We start from the raw sequence: 20242 nt of genomic DNA on the forward strand, positions 1-20242 counted from the left end.
CTAATCGCCCCGAAATGTTAGACCGTTTAACCAGCACTACGAATCAACACTTTTAGACTTAAAAATCAGTGCCTCTTTTCCCATACACTTTAGAGATAAAAAAGAATGCTGAAGGCTCACTCTCTCTGTACAGAGCAGGCTCTGGACCTTCCTCCTTCCTGTGTTATTTGCGAGATTCCCCCAAATTATTGTCTGACATCAGCGCTTCTATCTCTTCAAGTGTAGAGAACACTCCTAGACTAACTAAAACTCCCCTGCTCACAGCAAGGCGACTTTTATGGAGATCATACAAAGATTCTAAAATCTTCTCACAGACGGATTCAGGATTCAGTAAAATAGAGTTCTGGCTTTGCAGTACAAAAAAAGGAGATTTATTTTTGTTTCTCGATTGTAAGAACAACTCCCCCTACAAAGAGGAGGCCTTAGGTATTGATATACAACGAACCCTTGACGCATTCAACAAATCCTAACAAGGAGATACAGCCAACTATATATTCGCCTCCGAGTTTAAAAACGCCCAGTAACTTTAAACCAAAATCAAGTTGGATGGCGTTTTCTCAACAACCTGAGCCGTTGGCAGATGCCAACGGCTTTTTTGGCTTTCCGTCGAGGACGGGGCGAGAGCCCGCTACTCGTTCGGATGAGCGGGGCGGATGCAGCGGAAGCCGACCTCCCCATACGGGTCCTCACCGTCCGGAAGATATGGGATGCGATACATGACCCGTGAGTCGGAGCTGTTGTGCCACCATGCGCCACCGCGGAGGATGCGCCGCGGATCTTCTGGGGCGGTTGCAGGCCCCTTCGGATCGAATTCTTCCAGAGCCGAATACGGGCTGTACCAATCCCAAGTCCATTCGTAGGCATTACCAGCCATGTCGTAGAGTCCATAACCGTTAGCCATGTCCGCGGCTGTGCCGGAAGCGATATCCTGGTTTCCGTTAAAGTAGCCTACTGGTCGGGTAACTGGGTAGGGATCATTCTGCTGACCGACCGACACGAGGTATTGCCACGTGTTAGCACGCCCCTCAGCGGCTTGATTGCCCCATGGGAAATCCATGCCTTCAAGCCCACCGCGCGCGGCGTACTCCCACTGCGCTTCGGTAGGCAAGCGATAGCCGTTGCCGCTCCAGTTCACGTTTTCCGCTGTGAGGTCGTAGTCGCCGCTGCGGTAGACCTGCATACCGTCGGTATCGATGTAGTAGGTAGGAACGAGTCCTTCCATCTCGCTGCGGGCGTTGCACCACTTGACGGCATCGTACCATTTAACTGGCACAACCGGGTGGTCATCGGGTGGTGTATGCTGCTGAAGACCGGCCTCGAGTTCTGTCGGCAGGTCATAGCCGTTGTCGTTGGCCCAGAGGACCACCTTGCGCCAGTCGCCGCGCGTTACCTCGAACCTGTCCATATGGAAGGCCTTCAGGTTGACCGTATGTAACGGCGAGGCAGATCCGGAAACGTTCTCACCCATCGTGAAGGAGCCGGCGGGAATGAGGACCATATCGCGTTCAAAGTTAAGTTGAACCGCACCCGGAGATTGCGCAATCTGGTGGCTGTCGTTGATGCCGGCAGGTGTGAGTTCTACGCTTACACGATAGAACTGGCGGCTGCCCGATTTAGGCGTTGTGAAGACGATATGGGTACCTTGGCCCGAGATCGTCTGACTAGAGGGCTGCATATCATTCGTCAGGTCATCGCCGCTAATCACGGTATAATCACGACCGATGTGTCCCAGCCAATCGAGAGAAAAAGTACCATCCGACACGGAGGGATCGAGCATGACCCTGGCTCCAGTTCTGATACCAAAGACGAATTCCTGGGCAACTGTGAGCCCATTGCCGTCCACATCCGAATTTTCTACTGCATCGTAATTGCCGTTGGTTGCGAGACCGAGCACATCGAACCACCAGTGCGGGGTGCCACCAGCCGCAAGATGTGGCTCAAAATCAACCGTCAGTGTGCGCGGCTGATCCATCACTACCGTAATGTTAGATACGCTACCGTCGTTACCGCTCGGTAGATCCCCAGCCCATTTAAGGAAGCTGAACCAATTTCCGGGCTGTGCAGCAAGATCCACGGAGGAACCGAGCGGATACCATTGCGAGGCATTGTACGGCCAGACGCTCCCTTCAGCGCCGGAATCGATATCCAGCAGAACCTGAGTTTCCCAGTTCCATGTCAGTGCGATATTACCGGTTACCGTAACGGTTCCGCTGTTTCCGGCACCGCTGCTGATCACAGCTCCGCTTGTATTCCAGCCGGTCGGGATGTAGCGGGTGCGGCCCGCAGACACTGGATCCACAGAGACGTCAACCACCGTTCCGTAAGCGACCGTAAGTGGCCCTGCGGGAACCGGAGTACCGAATGGGGAGTTGACGGTCAGCGTGTACTTGTCGGTCGTAAACTCTGCAACTGCCGTGCCGAACGGGGCATTCAGTGAGTCAATGAGCAGTTGATTGCCATCTTCTACCGCCCCAGTTGTGTCACCGCTCCAACCGGTGAAGCGGGCATGGGTATCGGCGACGGCTGTAATCGATAATGGAGTGCCGGCATCGTGCCAGACCTTGGAAAGATCGACGGAACCCGGTCCGGATGCCGAGACATTCACGGAGTGTTGCGTGGCCCACTGCCAGTCAAAGACGAGGTCATCCGTCAGCGTCAAAGAGATCGAATTACCGCTGCCGTTAACTGGGCTGCTGTCACCGAGTACATAGCTGTATCCGATCGGCACATAGCGGGTGCCGCCAGAGACATAGGTGGAGGCCGTGAAGGTGATCTCGGAGTTCGCATTGTAGCTATAGGAGCCAGTGGCTGGACTCACGGCATTCACCGGGGAATTGACAGCCACACTGTAGGTCGAAGAGGCACTGGAGAACTCGGCGGTCACAGGTCCGCGGGCCCGGTCCATAGTGAATGAGATGGATGAGCCGTTGACGGTTGCTCCGCTTAGATCGCCGCTCCAGCGGATAAATGTGGCTCCGGCATCCGGCTGGGCCGTGATTGAAACTTTAGCGTCGGCGTCCTGCCAGCTTGAAGGAGTGGAAACAATGCCATCGCCCACCGTCAGGGTAGTCAACTGATACTGTGTGTTGTAGTTCCATCTCAAGGTGGCGTTGCCATCCATCGTCAGTACCGCGACATTGCCCTCGCCGTTGGTATTGCCTTTTTCCCCGATCAAGGACCAGCCGGAGACATGCTCGCGTCTAGTTCCGCTGACGACGTCCTGTGCACTGATAACCACTGGGGTGCCGTCGGCAATCTTGTGTCCCCCAACTGACGGAGTGACAGCAGATTGCGGAGAGATAACCGTCAGGGTCTTATCGAAACGTCCATCGAAATCGACAAGCATATCGAAGAAGCCACCGTTATAGCGGTCGTGCAGATTCGCCATCCCCTGGGAATCAGCGCCGAGGCTGGAGCTCCAGTCGCGTCCAAGCCAAGGCGAGTATGTGCTGTGCACCACCTTGCCTTCGGAAGGGCGATATTCCATCTGGCGAAAGAAGCCATTGCCCCCATTGGGAAGCGTCTGGTAGTCGACAATCACCTCATGCACGACATTTCCAGCCGCGTTGGTTTCCTCAAGGTTATAAATAGCGAAGTTGTGTCCGCAAATGACCATATAGATCTGATTGTTGGGGTAGACGAGTTTTTCAAAGACCTCGTTCGGGTTGTTGCGGTCGGAGCCGGAAACCCACTGCACCGGAACGCGACCGCGCTCGCTGGTGCCCGAACCGGAGCTTCCGCTGCCCTTCGATTCTGCAAGATAGTTATGCGTGGTCAGAACGGCGAGCGCTTTTGGATGATCATCCAGTACGGCCTGCGCCCAAGCGATGTCCTGGTCGCGGGCGTCAATATCCATGTGCAAGAACATCCAGTCGCGGCCATTCACGGTGATCACCTGATAGTCGCTCCAGCCGGTTGGGGAGACGCCCCGGTACCAGTCATAGTACTGGCCATTGACCGGATTTTTCCAGCGTCCGGAGTTCTCACCGTAATACTGGCGATAATAATCGTTGATGTCGTGGTTGCCCGGACAGGTTCCGTAGGGAACTAGGGCCGCCTTCGTGTTGTCGCCGTTCTCATGCAGCAGATCCATCGCCGCATTGGCATTCTTCCACTGTCCGGCATTTCCCGCGGTATTAACGATGTCTCCGAGATGGGTGACAAACTTGATATTCTCCTTCCGAATATTATCTACAATCCATTGCGTCTGGGAGTTGTAGATATCGGGGTAGGACTGAGAGTAGTTCTGTGTATCCGGCAGGGCGATCACCGAGAACACCTCCTCCGCTTTAAATTGTGCCGTGATGGTTCCGCGTGCACGATTCATCGGCAGCACGAGCGTGTCACCGCCGATCAACGCACCTCCGGTATCGCCGGTCCAGCCGTTGAAATAGTAGCCTTGCGCTGGTGTAGCAGTGATCGTCAACGGAATCTCGTCGCTGTACCATCCGTCGGCCACATCCACGCTGCCTCCGGAGGTGGATTCGGTATCCACCCGGTATTCCGTCAGGAAATTCCAGGTCAGCACGGTGTCGCGGGTAATATCGAAGGTGACGGTCGATCCTGTGCCCGAGACCGGGGCACTGCCGACAGCAGTCCAGCCGGTGGGCGTGTGGCGGGTGTCAGCCGAACTTTCGCCCGCAATACGCACGGTAACTTCCGTTCCAGAGCGATAACTGATTGTCCCGGCAGCCGGAGTTGAGGTTCCGAACGGAGATACAATCGTAAGGACCGGATCGGCAGTCGGATCCACCACGCTCACGTCCACCGTAATCGAAGTGGATGCCTGGCCATTGCTGACCTCAACACCGAAACTGTCCAGTCCAGCGTAGCCGGCGTTCGGCGTATAGCTGATCGTTGCTTCCGTATTGTTTTCCGCATCAATGGTGGCCGTACCTTTGGCCGCAGGCGTGCTAATCGACCAGTCGAGGTCGTTTCCATTGGCATCCACGGCATGCAGCACCACGGTCTGAGCCCCACCGTCCTTTGTCGCGTTCATGGCGAATCTTTCGCCCTCAGTAATAACCGGCGGCGTATTTCCGGGATTGCCGCCGATAACAGCCTCGAGTCGGATAGAGGAAATTCCGGCTTTGTAGGAATTCATGCTGTCGGTGATTGTCAGTGTATCCGACGAGAAAGTATGCGTTGCACCATCGCCTGACCAGTAATCGCTGTTTGATACACTCTTCACGAGTGTGATCGTTTCCGCTTCTCCGCCAACCCGGATCTTGGAGGGAGTTCCGATAAAGGCACTCTGGCCGTTCGCCCCAGCGTAATGCAGGGTAACCTCATATGAGCTAGCTCCCTGCGTTGCAAGCCAGGCGCTAAGGCCGCTCAAGGTGACGGTGACGTTCTCCTCCAGCACGGCATAATAGGGGTGACCGAGGACAGCAAAACCGTCTTGCCAATAGTCCCCGTGAACCATCCTGTAGCCGACGCCGTTCAAGTTGCCCGACTGCGTGCCGGCATTGCCTGTAACGTTGACCAGCGCGTCCGCCCCCACACTGGAGGCGCTTGGAATGTTGTTGCCAGAGGTTTGACTGTAATTGAAAAGCAGCACCTCTCCTGCCGCCGCCCCCGACAAAATTAATCCGGCCGCAATCGCGCCTATTACCGCCTTAAATCTAATACTCATACTTTTATTTACCTTCGTATTTCCAGTGATACTAACTGATGTGACAAAATCCAATTAGGTTATACAGACCTCCCATTGTACAAACAAAAATTAAGCCCCAGTGAAACAAGTGTCACACGCCTAACAATCGCCTGTTGGGAAATTAGGTTATGAGGAGAAAGTCAAATCATCGCTCACAGAGAGATTCCTACGAGCTAATGCTGGCGGGATATATCGCGCGCCATGAAAAACGTTTTTTTAGTACACCTAACCTGTATCAAATGAGTTTTTTAACTGAGCACTGACTGCTAGATGAGGTGATTAACATGCTTGGCTAGCTTCGCTAGAATTGGCGGCATGGCAGATCTAAACCAGCAGCTGAATTTCCTCCTTGAGATCGACCAGCTCAAAATCGATTTATAGTCAAAACTCGGCCAAACCTAACAATAAAAAAGTACCGAGCACAGCTGGCATATTTCCATGCACGCCCACACGGTGCACCAATATGCCGCTGTGCCGGTGGACATTTTTCGCGTCATTCACATGCTCATGATCCACGATTTTGTGGAGATTGATGCTGGAGATACTTTTGCTTTTACTGATGCATGCTGCACACAAACCAGCTTAGATCTTATCGCATAGGATATGGCTGATCTCAGATTCAAGACATGCAATGCATTGTCACCCACCAGTGGATTGGTTATAAGCTAGCTGGTGATGATCACGATTTCCACTAACTGGTTATGATAGAAGTGTATTTATTAAAGCTTTCTGCAACTGAATGGCAGCTGACGGCGACTATTTTTCCCATGGGTGGTCATGGAGGATTGGCGCAGGAGGCGGCATTGGCTCAGCTGTGTGAGCCGACGTTTACAGCTGGTCTAGCAGCAATGAAAGATGATGGTCTGGCTGGATTTGGGCGTGACTCATTTATAGCTAACGATTCACGCTGGCCAGTGACCGAACCAAAATTTCAGATCGTCAATGATGGTAGCCACCCGGATCCAGCTGAGTTTGGCCACTACCGTGTGCAGCTGGCTAACAAAGAAATTCTCGGTCGGCTAGAAAATAGGAAGCGCAGCGATCTAGCTGGATTGATCATCGCGGCTACCGAGGTGTATTTGGCAAATCGGCCTGATTGATAAACAATAACTTAGCGGCTGAAATTTGATGATTGTGTGGACTTGCGCAGTCATTCGACGATTTTCTTTTGAATTTTTGCGCATTCTATGCCAATCAGGTGGCGTGCCGCTAAACGAGATCAGAAAAAAAATCGACGCCCTCGACAACAAGCTAATCGACTTGCTCGCTGAGCGCGCAGAGTTAGTTCACGAAGTGGGTGTGATCAAGAAGAAGGAAAACCTGCAGATTTATGCACCTGAGCGCGAAGCTTCGCTGCTACAACGGCTAACCGACATCAACGGTGGCCGCCTACCAGATAAGTCTGTGCACGCTATTTACCGCGAGATCATGTCTTGTGCGCTGGCGCTGGAAGATGACTTGAAGATTGCCTACCTAGCACCGGAAGGAACGTGGACTCATCAGGCTGCGATCAAGAAGTTTGGCCATTCTGTAGAGTACACCGCTGGTTCTAACTTCGCTGAAGTTTTTGACATGGTAGCGCGCCGCAAGTGCGACTACGGCGTGGTGCCGATAGAAAATTCTACCGAAGGCGCGGTGAGCCATACGCTAGATTTGTTTGTCGATTCCCCACTACACATCTGCGCACAGATTTTACTGCGCATCGACCACTGCCTGATGGCTGGCATCGAGCGCAAAGAAATCAAAACAATCTACTCGCACCCGCAGGCATTTGGGCAGAGCAAAAACTGGCTATTGCGCGAATTCCCAGAGGTTGACCTCGTGGAAGTTTCCTCCACAGCTAAGGCAGCTGAGCTGGCTAAAGAATTTGCCGCAGATGGCGCCGCGGCGATTGGCCCAGCGCTAGCCGCTGAGCTGAATGGCCTGAGTATTTTAGAAACGAGCATTCAGGATAGCGCCACCAATACCACGCGCTTCTTGGTGATTGGTGAGAAATTCTGCCCACAGACAGGCAAAGACCGCACGTCTATCTTGTTCAGCGTAAGGGACAGACCGGGATCACTAGTAAAAGCTCTTCAGTCGTTTGATCACCTCAATGTGAACATGTCGAAGATTGAAAGTCGCCCGTCAAAACAACGCGATTGGGAATACATTTTCTACGTCGATCTAGCTGGCCATTGTGAAGATGAGCTGGTCAGCCAAGCGCTGGAGGAGCTCGATACCCATTGCTCGATGGTAAAAATTCTCGGCAGCTATCCAGATATTTCTGAGAGCTAGGAATATCCAGCTGAAGTTCAACAAGTTCAATCTAAATCCGCTCAGCAACTGAGCGGATTTTTTGCGTTTGCATGCCTCGACGATTTTCCCTATTGAACACCAGTCAACATGGATAACTCTAGATTCACATCCCTTCTTTTAGTCATGCTCACGCTGGTACTGGGCGCGGTGCCTATTTCAGCACAGCAAGAAAATGATGTTGGAGACATCGATCCATCCCAAGTCTTCTACTATGCCTACCTCAACCGCAAAGAGGCTGAAACCCTAGCTGAAGGAGGCAAATTTCAAGACGCCATGACTAAGTATACTCAGGCTGAGAAATATTACATGAACCTGCTAGAAGCTTATCCTAACTGGAAAAATGCCACGGTTACCTTTGCACTAGACAAAACTCGCACCGCCAAACAAGCCATCGCAGGCAAGGCTCATCAAGAGCAAGAAAACCGCAAAAATAATGCCTTTGACTTAGTAGAAGGCGGCAAGGCTAGAGCCAATGATCCAGCGGCAAATCAAGCTGGTCAGGCGATTTTGCCCAATGCTCCGGCAGCTAATAATCCCACGGTCCAGCGACCGAGTGTGCAGCAGGCCAGACAGCAAGATCTAGCTGAAATCGCCCGCCTGAGAAACGAACTCAAACAAACTCAAGACGAGCTGGCAGCCAGCAGACGCGTGCGTGAAGATAGCACTAACAAGCAACTCGCTGCAGCCGAACAAGCAAGACTCAATCAACAAATCACTCAGCTCACTGCTAGAGTCAATCAACTCAATAGCCAGCTGATGACAGCGCGCGACTTGCTTACCCGTGCGCCCTTGCAATCTCAGCTCGACGAGCTGGAGCAACAAAATGCCATCAAAGAGCGCGAGATTCAGATGTTAGCACAAGAGACAAAACGCTCTCGAGAACAGATTGAAGCTGAAAAACGCAATACCCAAGCTTTCATTAGAGAGGCAGAAATCGCCCGAGCGGAGGTCTTAAAAGTGACCCAGCAGATGCAACAGCAACAAGACATCAATAACAAGCTGGTAGAGGCACTTCGCAACCAGCTGAAGACACTTTCAAGCACCCTTGAGGTAGTAGAAAAACAACTCGCTCAGTCAAATAATCGCATCACCCAGCTGCAGGAAAGTCTCAACGAGATGCACGACATCAACAACGAGCTGAAAGAAGAAAATAACATGCTGATGCGCGAACGTGACCTACTCAGGCAAACATTGGCGTCCAACAACGCCGAAAGCGTGCAAAAACTCATCGAAGAAAATATCCGCCTCGGCACCGAGCTGCGCGAAGCTGAAGGACGCGTGGAATTTCTCCTCCAAGATGGCAATGCCGCCAAAGACGAACTCATCCGCGCCAAGACTGACCTGTCTATCGCCAAAACCCGTATCCAAGACTATCAGGAAAAAACAGCTCAGCAGCGAGTCAATTTCCGTAGGCTAGAAAACGAGCTCGCACAAACACGCGCAGCGCTGGAGATCGCCCAAGAAAATAGCCCTGCTGGCCAAGACCCCGAGGCGGACGAAGAGGTCAAGATTCTCAAAGCCACCGTGTCGCGATTGATTGCAGCGCAAGAACGCCGTAAAGCCTCAGAAAAGATCCTCTGGGATGCCGCTCAAGCTGGCCAAATTAAGGGCGCTGGCAAAGAAGCAATCGCCGATCTAAGAAAAGCTCAGATCGCTCTATCAGAGGAAGAACGCCAGCTGCTAGATAGACGTCAGGCAGATCAAAATTTCCACGCCGTCGATCGCCCTAACGAATTTGTTCGCCAGCGCAAACTCAACCAGCTGGAGCGACGTGTAAGCTCGTACAATAACATGGTGCGCCGTGCCTTTGAAAACGAGCACTGGAATGCCGCCCGCGAGCTGCTCAAAGAAAGCATCGACATCTATCCTGGCCACTTCCCGTCGCTGTGCCACCTCGGCACTGTGGAGATGCGCACTAAAAACTATCAAGCCGCTAGAGAAGCTTTTGAGGAAGCGCTGATGCTGCGCGATGACAACTCCTACGCACACTTCATGTTAGCCACCTGCTTGTATCAGATGGAAGACATCGAGATTGCCCGCATGAGCTATGAAAAAGTGATCGACCTCGAGCCAGACCACGCTGTCGCCCACCTCTACCTCGGCAACATTGCCGCCCAAGGGGCGCGCTACAAACAAGCTGAAGCTCACTGGCGCAATGCGATCAAATACGATGTCACCTTAGCCGATCCGTATTTCAACCTAGCTAGACTGTGCAGCCAGCAGAACCGTAAAAATGAAGGTCTTGGCCTGTACATGAAGGCACTGGAAAATGGTGCCCTTCCCGACCCTGCGCTGCAGCGTTCGCTTGCTCAATAATCTCACCCCATGTCGACTCTATCAAAAGATGAGCTGGAACGTTACCAGCGACATTTCTCACTCAGCGAAGTGGGAATCCAAGGCCAAGAAAAACTCAAAGCGGCATCTGTGCTGTGCATTGGAACGGGCGGCCTAGGCTCACCCGTTGTGCTCTATCTAGCAGCGGCTGGAGTTGGCAAGTTAGGTATCATTGATGCCGACGTCGTCGACCGCAGCAACTTGCAGCGCCAGATCGTTCACGGCGAGAGTTGGGTCGGTCAGCCGAAGGTGGCTAGCGCCGCTGCTAGACTCAAAGAGATCAATCCACACATCGAGCTAGACCTCTATGAATGCCGCTTCACTGCGGCTAACGCCATGGAGATAGCCAAGCATTACGATCTCATCATCGACGGCACAGATAACTTTCCTACCCGCTACCTCAGCAATGATGTCGCTGTCATGTTAGGCAAAGCTAACATCTACGGATCTATCTTTAAATTTGAAGGGCAAATGAGTGTATTTGCCGCCCATCTAGGAGGCCCGTGCTACCGCTGCATGTTGCCAGAACCACCTGAGCCTGGCGCAGTTCCCAGCTGTGCAGAAGCGGGTGTCTTAGGCGTGCTGCCAGGCATCATTGGCAGCCTGCAAGCGATGGAGGCGATCAAGCTGATCGTCGGCGCTGGCACTCCTCCATTAGGCAAGCTACTGCATTACGACTCCCTAACAACTAGCTTCCGCGAATTTAACATTCGCAAAGACCCGCAATGCCCAATCTGCAGCGACCAGCCAAGCATCACTGAGCTGGTCGACTACGATGGATTTTGCGGTATCCCACAACCCACCCAAGACCCTATGACAACTAGCATGCAAGAAATTGACGTTCACCAGCTCAAAGCCAAACTCGACAATGGCTTCACCGGAACATTGATAGATGTTCGCGAAGAATGGGAGCACACTATCTGCAACATTCCCCAAGCGTGGCTGGTGCCACTAAATACATTTCCATCTATCATTCCCCAGCTGAAACCAGAAGATGAAATTATCATCCACTGCAAGGCTGGCATGCGCTCGGCGCAAGCTTGCGAATTCCTTATCAACGAAGGGTTCAGCAATGTCTCCAACGTAATTGGTGGGATGATGGCTTGGAATCAGGAAATCGGTAGTTAGTAAACCGTGTTAAACTCTAACTGGTAAAATCGATTGTTAAATAATAAAACTAACAATACGTTCATTTTGGTTGCTTAGCGACCAGCTACTCGCTATGGCGAGTAGCGTAATGAAAAGACTAATTGTTCCATTCGTCACTCTCATGTTGGTTCTGCTGGGCACACTGTCCATGCAGGCAGCCCAAGACAAACCAGCATACGACCACACCGACCCACGGTACAGCGAACTCGCTGATGACCAATTTGCCAAGTTCCCTACTCCCTTGGCGCTCTACGATGAGCCGGCAGACATGCCATTAGGCGAAATCCTCAAGTCACGCGCGCTAGCCAATGACGGCTTCAACCTCGTGTGTACCATCATTTTCTTGTGTGCGATTTTGCACACCTTCCTAGCTGGATATTTCACCAACATCGCGCACCGCGAGCAGCACGAGCACGAAGAGTTCATTGAGAAACATGGTCTCAAAGCGGAGGACAAAGCCTTTGAAGGCGCCCGCGACCACGTTTCATTTAAAGCGCACTTGTTCCATTTCCTCGGCGAAGTGGAGACTGTGTTTGGCATCTGGGTGATTGCCCTGGGCGCCACTATCATGTGGTACTTTGGATTTGCCCATGAAGGCATGGACGGCTTTGGCCAAGGTCTCAAACAGCTTGAGTACTACCTCGCCTATGACATCAACTTTACCGAGCCACTGTTTGTGGTGATCATCATGGCGATTGCGGCAACACGCCCTATCATCCGTCTATCAGAAAGAATCATTGGTAAAATCGCCGGTCTGTTTGGCGGTTCTCCAGCAGCTTGGTGGTTGAGCATTCTCACCATCGCCCCAGCGCTGGGTTCATTCATTACCGAGCCAGCTGCGATGACTATCGCGGCGATGCTGCTTGCAAAACGCTTTTTTGCCAAACAACCACCGGCATCATTTGCCTACGCCACTCTCGGCCTGTTATTTGTAAACATCTCAGTTGGCGGAACGCTCACTCACTTTGCCGCACCTCCAGTACTCATGGTTGCTGGTACTTGGCACTGGGGTACTGATTTCATGCTGATGAACTTCGGCTGGAAAGCGCTTATCGGCATCGTCCTATCTAACTTGCTCTACTTTGCCATTTACAAAAAACACTTCGCCAACCTCAAAGAAGTAACACGTGCGGAAAACGAGCGCATGCACTGGAACGAGCGTGAAGATCCAATTCCAAAAATCATCACCATCACCCATATTGTTTTCCTCGCTTTCACCGTACTGACTAACCACTACCCACCATTGTTCATCGGTGGATTCATGTTCTTCCTTGGTTTCACCCAAGCGACTGGACACCACCAGAACGACGTCAACATGAAGAGCCCGCTGTTGGTTGGTTTCTTCCTCGCTGCGCTGGTGATTCACGGTAAATGTCAGGGCTGGTGGATTGCTCCACTGATTACTTCTATCGACAGCGAACTCGTGCTGATGATTGGCTCCACCGTGCTCACCGCATTTAATGATAACGCGGCGATTACCTTCCTCGCCTCACAAGCTCCAGGGCTCAGTGCGGGGGCGAAATACGCCATCGTTGCCGGTGCGGTTACTGGCGGTGGTCTCACCGTTATTGCCAACGCACCTAACCCTGCTGGACAATCTATTTTGGGACACTACTTTAAAGGCGGCATCGCGCCAGTTGGACTGCTTAAGGCGGCTCTCCTGCCAACGCTCATCGTTGGCACCTGTTTCATGGTCTTACCATCTAAGGGCATGAAAGAAGATCCGCACCCAAGTAAGAAACCAGCAAGTACGCTGAGCTCACCGAAGAAGCCAGCGAAGCGTGGTGCAGCACCAACTCAGCAGCCAGCTGAAGTTGAGAACAACCACTAATTACACACTATATTAATCGCCATGTTCACAGGACTCGTAGAAGCTAAAGGAAATGTTATCTCACTCATTGAAAAAGGAGAATCAGCACGCCTGACGATTGCCATTCCCTTTGCCAACGAACTGGAACTTGGCGATTCAGTAGCCATCAATGGCTGCTGTCTTACCGCGACTCTCATCGAAAATGGCCATGTCAGCTTCGATGTTCTCAGCCAGACATTGCGTGTCACCTCACTCGGTGACCTGCAAGCTGGCTCAGTCGTCAACCTCGAGCGGGCGCTGCGCGTCGGCGACCGCCTTGGAGGCCACTTTGTACTCGGCCACGTCGATACCGTGGGCGAAATCATAAGCTTCACCGAGCACGGCCAAGACCACCGACTTGAAATTGCCGTTCCTCAAGACATTCAACGTCTGTGCATTGATAAAGGATCGCTCGCCATCGATGGCATTTCCCTCACCATCGCTGAGCTGCTTGATGATAGCGTGGTTTTCTGGATCATCCCTCACACCGCAGCTGAAACTAACTTGTGCCAAGCAGCTGCTGGCAAGCGCGTGAACCTCGAAGCTGACATGCTGGCCAAACACGCCGCACGACTTCTCGAGCACTAAAGCGTTTGGCTTCAAACATATCGCTAATTATTACGCATATTTTGCTCATGAGCAGTTGACTTGTGGGCGGAAGTTCCTATAGTTCCCGCACTTAATCCTCTTAAGTTAGAAACATGATAAAAACAGGCGATAAAGCACCCGATTTCACTCTCGTAACTCTCGGCTCAGAAGGCCCAGAACTTTTCACCCTATCAGAGCAGCTTGGTTCAGCCAACATCGTGCTTTTGTTTGTACCTATGGCGTTCACAAGCGTCTGTACAGATGAATTTTGCGACATTACCCAAGGCCTCTCAGCGTACGAAGATCTCGACGCTAAAGTCATTGGAGTTTCTGGTGACAGCCCGTTTGCTCAGCAAGCATGGGCGGAAAAAGAAGGCATCAAACTGCCACTGCTCAGTGACTACGAACACAAAGTAGCAGCTGATTACGGCATTGCTTACGAGCAATTTCTGCCTGAAGCCAACCTCATCATGGGTGGCGTGGCTAAGCGTTCCGCATTTGTCATCGATAAGGCAGGTGTCGTTCGTTACGCAGAGGTACAAGATCATCCAAAAGATCTGCCAAACTTTGACGCCATTAAAGAGACTCTCAAGTCACTCTAAGGCTCCTATACATTTATTTGCTCTTGAAAGGCCCGCAGCTCACCGTAGCTGTGGGTCTTTTTTTGCTCTTTCTAGCTGGCATCACAGCCAGCCAAAAAATGAAAAAGAAATCAATTTTTTGCACAACTCGTTCATCACCTTGGGGTTTCCACCAAATACAATGGCCATAAACCAGCCAAAAATCATTCATCCGGCACCTTTGTTCACATTTGCATTAGTTTGCAGAGTTTTACATAAATTTAAATAGTTGTTGCACAAAATGAAAACAAACCGTAATCTCACCGTGAACCCCCAATCCCCCCTTACCATGTTAAACTTGTTTACACCCATCTACTCGAAAGTCGAAGTTCTCAACCAAGTCTGCTATTTTGTTGATATCAATACTCAGACCGGCAGCAAAAAGGTCTGGTTTGTAAAAAACGACGGATCTCACTTCGAACCTTTCTTGATGTCTCAGTATGATAAAGAAAACTTAGGTCATGTAGCCAGCGCCATTAACGAGCATCGCAAGTACAACGATGATCTCAGCGAGGCACCCGTCTACATGTTAAAGAGCGCTTAGTTAGAAGCTATTACCCAACATAAGCACGAGAGTTAGCGTCCCCCATCGCTAACTCTCTCTTTTTTTAGTCGTCATAGAGAAATGATTTCCAGCTGGCGGCTGACTGATTTCACGGTTGCAAAAACCACACAGTTTAACAAAATGCAGCCATGAGGGACAACGTCGCTGTGATTGGCGCAGGTATCAGCGGATTATCTGCTGCGGTTAAGCTTTTCAGCAAAGGCCACGAAGTTGATGTATTTGAAGCCGGTGAGCGCATTGGTGGCGCCGTGCGTACCAGCCACTCGGAGGGATACATGGCCGAACACGGGCCAAACAGCCTGCTACTAAAAGACCAACGTGTCTCGCTCTTGCTCGAGCAAATTGGCCTCATGCGTCAGGAAGTGGTCGACGCCAACCCGCTAGCCAATAAACGCTACATTGTGCAAGATGGCCAAGCCATCGCCATGCCCTCGTCTCCTATGGGCATGCTCAAGAGCCCGCTATTTTCAGGCAAAGGCAAACTACGTTTTGCCCTCGAGCCATTCATTGGCAAATACAAAGGCGCTGAGCTGGAAACCTTTGCCGACTTTGTCACCCGCCGTCTCGGCCCCGATATGCTAGCTAGTGCGGCAGGTCCCTTTGTCAGTGGCATCTACGCTGGTGACCCCGATAGACTGGCGATCAAATATGCCTTCCCGCGTTTATGGAACCTGGAAGATAAATACGGCTCCTTCATCCGTGGCGCCATTGCCATGCAGCTCGGCGCTGGTGGCGACCCAAACAAGATCAAAAAATCGCGCATGATTTCATTTCGCCGCGGCATGCAGGCACTGCCTGAAGCCATGGCTGAGTTCCTCGCCGAGGATACCGTGATTACCAAAGCAAAAGTTTTGGGCATCAAAAAACAAGATGGCGGCTGGCAGCTGACCATCAGCCACGACGGTGGCGAGCCGATGAGCCACGTGTACAAACACATCGTCATCGCCGTGCCACATCACAAACTGGCTGAAGTGCCGATTGAAAATGTCGACGCTGCGGCGCTCCCGACCATCGTCAACATGGACACACCACCCGTCACCAGCCTGTTTCTCGGATTCAAAAAATCCCAGTGCAAACATGAGCTGGACGGCTTTGGCATGCTCGTCAAGCTAGCTGAAAAAAGCCCAATTTTAGGAGCTCTCTTCTCCTCCACCTTATTTGAAAAACGTGCGCCAAAAGATCACATCGCCATCACCACCATGATGGGCGGCATGCGCAACCCGCAATTTGCCCAGCTAGATGACGACGAGCTCTTAGAAACCGCACTCGCCGAGCTGCGTAAAATTCTCAAAATCGAAGGCAACCCGACATTCATGCGCATTCAGCGCTGGGACAAAGCGATTCCACAATACACCCGCAGCTACCCACAGGTGCTGCAGGCGATTGAAAAAATCGAAGCCAACGCGCCGGGCATTCACCTGCTGGGCAACTACCGCGGCGGCATCTCCGTGGGCGATTGCCTCGTCAATGGCATCCAGCTGGCGGAAAAAATCTCCAGCTAGCTGGAAAATGGATCCGCCGCCACCAGCGGCAATCCCCATCACTAGTGGATTCAGCTGGAAAATCTGCCTGTCGCGCGAAAAAAGTAGCTATTGTGGATTTCTGCGCTACGTTGCGCGGCCACAGCCCACTACGGGCACGGGGCAGATTTTTCATTATCAATCATCTAGCCTCCCAACTCCGGCATAATTTTGCCACCACAATAAAGCTACATGACTGAAAGCAAGCAATCCGCCGGCTCATTTGACGAGCTCGGCCTCCTCCCTTCCCTACTCACTACTGTAAAAAAACAAGGTTACACAACACCTTCCCCCATCCAGGCTCAGGCGATCCCGCCCGTGCTTGCCCGCAAAGACGTAATGGCTGCCGCGCAAACCGGCACAGGTAAAACTGCTGGTTTCGCCCTGCCAATTCTCGACATTCTCAGCCAAGGCCCTCCAGCCCGTGCAAGACAAGTTCGCGCATTGATCCTCACACCTACTCGTGAGCTCGCAGCTCAGGTAGCTGAAAGTGTGCGCACCTACGGTGAAAGCCTGCAGCTACGCAGCGCCGTGGTATTTGGTGGCGTCAGCATCAACCCACAAATCCGCAAACTCAAAGGCGGCGTGGACATCCTCGTGGCTACCCCTGGACGACTGCTCGACCTACAAAACCAACGCGCCGTGCAGCTCAACGAGCTGGAAATTTTTGTCCTCGATGAAGCCGACCGCATGCTCGACATGGGGTTCATTCACGACATCAGAAAGATCATCAAAATCCTGCCAAAGCGACGTCAAAACTTGTTCTTTTCCGCGACCTTTTCCGACGATATCCGCCGCCTAGCGCGCACCATCGTCAACGATCCGGTGGAAATTTCCGTCAGCCCAAAAAACCAAACCGCCAGAACCGTCACCCATAGTTTGTATGAAGTCGACAAAAACGACAAATCCAAGCTGCTCACTGAGCTAGTGCACGAAAACAACTGGAAGCAGGTTTTGGTATTTGTGCGCACCAAACATGGCGCCAACCGACTCAGCAAATACCTCGTTGGTAAAAAAATCAGCTCAGCGGCAATTCACGGCAACAAAAGCCAAGGAGCGAGAACTCGCGCGCTAGACGAGTTCAAGTCCGGCCACGTTCGTGTGCTAGTGGCCACGGATATCGCCGCGCGCGGTATCGACATCAGCCAGCTGCCTCACGTGATCAATTTCGACCTGCCAAATGTGCCGGAAGATTATGTCCACCGCATCGGCCGCACAGGCCGCGCAGGCACCAAAGGTGAAGCGATTTCATTGGTCTGTGCCGATGAATTTGAGCACCTCGTTAGCATCCAGAACCTCATCAAAGAAATCATCCCGCGTCACCAGCTGGATGGATTCTCACCTAGCCATAAAGTGCCTGAAGCCAAGATCGGCCAACGGGTACCAAAAGCGAAAAAGAAAGCCAAATCTGGCGGAGGCGGACAAAAACGCCGCATCAAACCAGAACACCGCGATGGTCAGAAATCCGGTGAAATGGCCAGAGGTAACAAACCGCGCGCCAGCAGCAAACGCCGCACCGGCGCCCGCAAAAACGCTAGCCGACGCCAGTCACGCGAGCATAGCTAAGATTTTCCAACCAGCTGGCAACACTCGCCAGCTGGTTTTTTATTCTCTAAACGCATCTAGAGTGCGCGTGCTTTAGCACCGCTCTTAGCTTTAACCAGCTCCCGCGTCCGCTAGAACCCAACACTTAACCTAAGTACAAGGGGCTAGCTGATTAAATAAAGCTAATCATCATCACAAACTAGATTGCATGCCCGTCATTTCTAGCCAGCTGGACATGAATTCCAGCTGGCCAATCCCCCATACACCTGCATCTAGAGTGCGCGTGCTTTAGCACCGCTCTTAGCTTTAACTAGCTCCCGCGTCTGCTAGAACCCAACACTTAACCTAAGCACAAGGGGCTAGCTGATTAGATAAAGCTAATCATCATCACAAGCTAGATTGCATGCCCGTCATTTCTAGCCAGCTGGACATGAATTCCCGCTGGCCAATCCCCCATACACCTGCATCTAGAGTGCGCGTGCTTTAGCACCGCTCTTAGCTTTAACTAGCTCCCGCGTCCGCTAGAACCCAACACTTAACCTAAGTACAAGGGGCTAGCTGATTAAATAAAGCTAATCATCACAAGCTAGATTGCATGCCCGTCATTTCTAGCCAGCTGGACATGAATTCCAGCTGGCCAATCCCCCCATACACCTGCATCTAGAGTGCGCGTGCTTTAGCACCGCTCTTAGCTTTAACTAGCTCCCGCGTCTGCTAGAACCCAACACTTAACCTAAGCACAAGGGGCTAGCTGATTAGATAAAACTAATCATCATCACAAGCTAGATTGCATGCCCGTCATTTCTAGCCAGCTGGACATGAATTCCAGCTGGCCAAGCCCCCATACACCGCATCTAGAGTGCGCGAGCTTTAGCACCGCTCTTAGCTTTACGCAGGTTTTGCATCAGCCAGAAACTAACACTTCACCAAATCACCTAACTATAGCCGCTAGTTGATTAGATCAAATGAATCACCACCAGGTAGATGACATTGGCTCAAGAGGAATGCATGACATCTCCTGACAAAAAGCTCCAATCTACCGAACACAGCGCCGCCCCCTGAAAGTGAGATAACACGTTGGAGGCTAATAGGGATCAATAACCCTTACCAGATCAGTATTAAAGTTAGAGACAAACTTATACTGGGCTCGCGTAGAATTTCGCATGAACCAAGCCATCGAGCACCAATCGTAGTCTTCAGATACGCGTACTAAGCCGTGCTTAACAGGGTTTTGGTTAATGTAGGCCAAACGAGCCAAATACGAGCTATGATGCGTTATTTCTGTATCCCAATAGTTATGCCAAACCTTGCGCCCAACAACATTATCTAGCTCATTAACATAGCGAGCGCTGCGTCCATGTAGGATTCTCATGAACTGCCCTAAGTGCTTATTTCCATCTTTAGGTGAGCTCGCTAGTATGTGATAATGGTTGGAGAAAACCGCCCACGCTTGAGGTCGCCAACCAAATTCTTCTGCCAATTCCAGAAGTTGGTTGCTCAGAAACTTTAGGCGCTTTCTTGAACCAAAATAATGAGCTTTAAGATATGTGCCGGCAGTAATCATATAGGCTCCTCTATCACCTTTGAGATGAGGTGGAGCATGAGGCCATTTAATGGTTGGGTTCTTCTCCATTTACTAATTTTACCATACAATAGCTAATCTGCTAGCGACAGGCTACTGACAAAGCCCACGCTACACTATTTTTAACATCGCGCTCATTTAGAGTTCGGATTTTGCAACACTTAACCTAGCAATACATATGCTATCCTTAAGATCATTTTCTATCGAATCGTTAGAATGGCGACCTGGATATTCATCTAGCCCAATGCGAGATCAGTCGTGACTTGTACTACTCGATAAACACTACCTTGCTGAAATAGTCTTGTTGTTTGCATAACATCAAAACTATGCCGCCTATTTGGCTAAGAGAATGACATTAGCTTTTGTAATGGGCACTAAAGTGCCTAACTAGCCGAAGCGGTATGAAGCTAGAACTAATGAAAGCGGTGCTAAAGCACGCGCACTCTAGAAAGAAGCACAGCTTGGTGAGTTAGTCATGTTGCTAGCTTAACATCAGACCTATTCCGACTAGTTGGCTAAGAGAATGACATTAGCTT

General features: G+C 51.4%; 12 protein-coding genes and 1 pseudogene. 11 read left to right on the top strand and 2 right to left on the bottom strand.

Annotation, left to right across the window (positions count from 1 at the left end; genetic code table 11):
- Nucleotides 1-628 precede the first annotated feature (628 nt).
- Nucleotides 629-5635, bottom strand: coding sequence for an SUMF1/EgtB/PvdO family nonheme iron enzyme (locus JIN82_RS15580; protein ID WP_200312598.1), 5007 nt, complete (start codon nucleotides 5633-5635; stop codon nucleotides 629-631).
- A 444-nt stretch (nucleotides 5636-6079) separates the two neighbouring features.
- On the opposite strand from JIN82_RS15580, the pseudogene JIN82_RS15585 reads away from it, so the two are divergent.
- The 11 genes and pseudogenes from JIN82_RS15585 to JIN82_RS15635 form a co-directional block, all read left to right on the top strand.
- Nucleotides 6080-6256 (top strand): annotated as a pseudogene (locus JIN82_RS15585) (HD domain-containing protein); the annotation flags it as partial.
- 101 nt (nucleotides 6257-6357) lie between these two features.
- On the top strand, nucleotides 6358-6756 hold the full coding sequence (locus tag JIN82_RS15590; protein ID WP_200312600.1) for a hypothetical protein: 399 nt from the start codon (nucleotides 6358-6360) through the stop codon (nucleotides 6754-6756).
- A gap of 76 nt (nucleotides 6757-6832) precedes the next feature.
- On the top strand, nucleotides 6833-7933 hold the full coding sequence (gene pheA / locus JIN82_RS15595) for a prephenate dehydratase (protein ID WP_234042098.1): 1101 nt from the start codon (nucleotides 6833-6835) through the stop codon (nucleotides 7931-7933).
- Nucleotides 7934-8077: 144 nt separating this feature from the next.
- Nucleotides 8078-10270, top strand: coding sequence for a tetratricopeptide repeat protein (locus JIN82_RS15600; RefSeq protein ID WP_234042099.1), 2193 nt, complete (start codon nucleotides 8078-8080; stop codon nucleotides 10268-10270).
- Nucleotides 10271-10279: 9 nt separating this feature from the next.
- Nucleotides 10280-11416 carry a molybdopterin-synthase adenylyltransferase MoeB gene (gene moeB, locus JIN82_RS15605; RefSeq protein WP_200312602.1) on the top strand — a complete coding sequence of 379 codons (1137 nt, stop codon included), beginning with the start codon at nucleotides 10280-10282 and terminating at the stop codon, nucleotides 11414-11416.
- A gap of 109 nt (nucleotides 11417-11525) precedes the next feature.
- Nucleotides 11526-13268 (top strand): putative Na+/H+ antiporter, encoded by a 1743-nt coding sequence (locus JIN82_RS15610; RefSeq protein ID WP_200312603.1) that lies wholly within the window; start codon nucleotides 11526-11528, stop codon nucleotides 13266-13268.
- Between the two features lie 21 nt (nucleotides 13269-13289).
- Nucleotides 13290-13874 carry a riboflavin synthase gene (locus JIN82_RS15615; protein ID WP_200312604.1) on the top strand — a complete coding sequence of 195 codons (585 nt, stop codon included), beginning with the start codon at nucleotides 13290-13292 and terminating at the stop codon, nucleotides 13872-13874.
- Between the two features lie 113 nt (nucleotides 13875-13987).
- On the top strand, nucleotides 13988-14476 hold the full coding sequence (locus JIN82_RS15620) for a redoxin domain-containing protein (protein WP_200312605.1): 489 nt from the start codon (nucleotides 13988-13990) through the stop codon (nucleotides 14474-14476).
- A 307-nt stretch (nucleotides 14477-14783) separates the two neighbouring features.
- Nucleotides 14784-15038, top strand: a complete 255-nt coding sequence (locus tag JIN82_RS15625) for a hypothetical protein (protein ID WP_200312606.1) — start codon at nucleotides 14784-14786, stop codon at nucleotides 15036-15038.
- A gap of 149 nt (nucleotides 15039-15187) precedes the next feature.
- Nucleotides 15188-16561: a protoporphyrinogen oxidase gene (hemG, locus tag JIN82_RS15630; protein ID WP_200312607.1), complete on the top strand. Its 1374-nt coding sequence runs from the start codon at nucleotides 15188-15190 to the stop codon at nucleotides 16559-16561.
- Nucleotides 16562-16771: 210 nt separating this feature from the next.
- Entirely contained in the window at nucleotides 16772-18145 is a 1374-nt protein-coding gene (locus JIN82_RS15635) for a DEAD/DEAH box helicase (protein WP_200312608.1), read from the top strand.
- A 1063-nt stretch (nucleotides 18146-19208) separates the two neighbouring features.
- Here the strand turns inward: JIN82_RS15635 and JIN82_RS15640 are convergent.
- The gene (locus JIN82_RS15640; RefSeq protein WP_200312609.1) at nucleotides 19209-19757 is read right to left on the bottom strand and encodes a transposase; all 549 of its coding nucleotides are present in this window, start codon (nucleotides 19755-19757) and stop codon (nucleotides 19209-19211) included.
- Between the last annotated feature and the right edge of the window lie 485 nt (nucleotides 19758-20242).

Origin of the sequence: Persicirhabdus sediminis (assembly GCF_016595495.1) — a bacterium.
Classification (GTDB): domain Bacteria; phylum Verrucomicrobiota; class Verrucomicrobiia; order Verrucomicrobiales; family Akkermansiaceae; genus Persicirhabdus; species Persicirhabdus sediminis.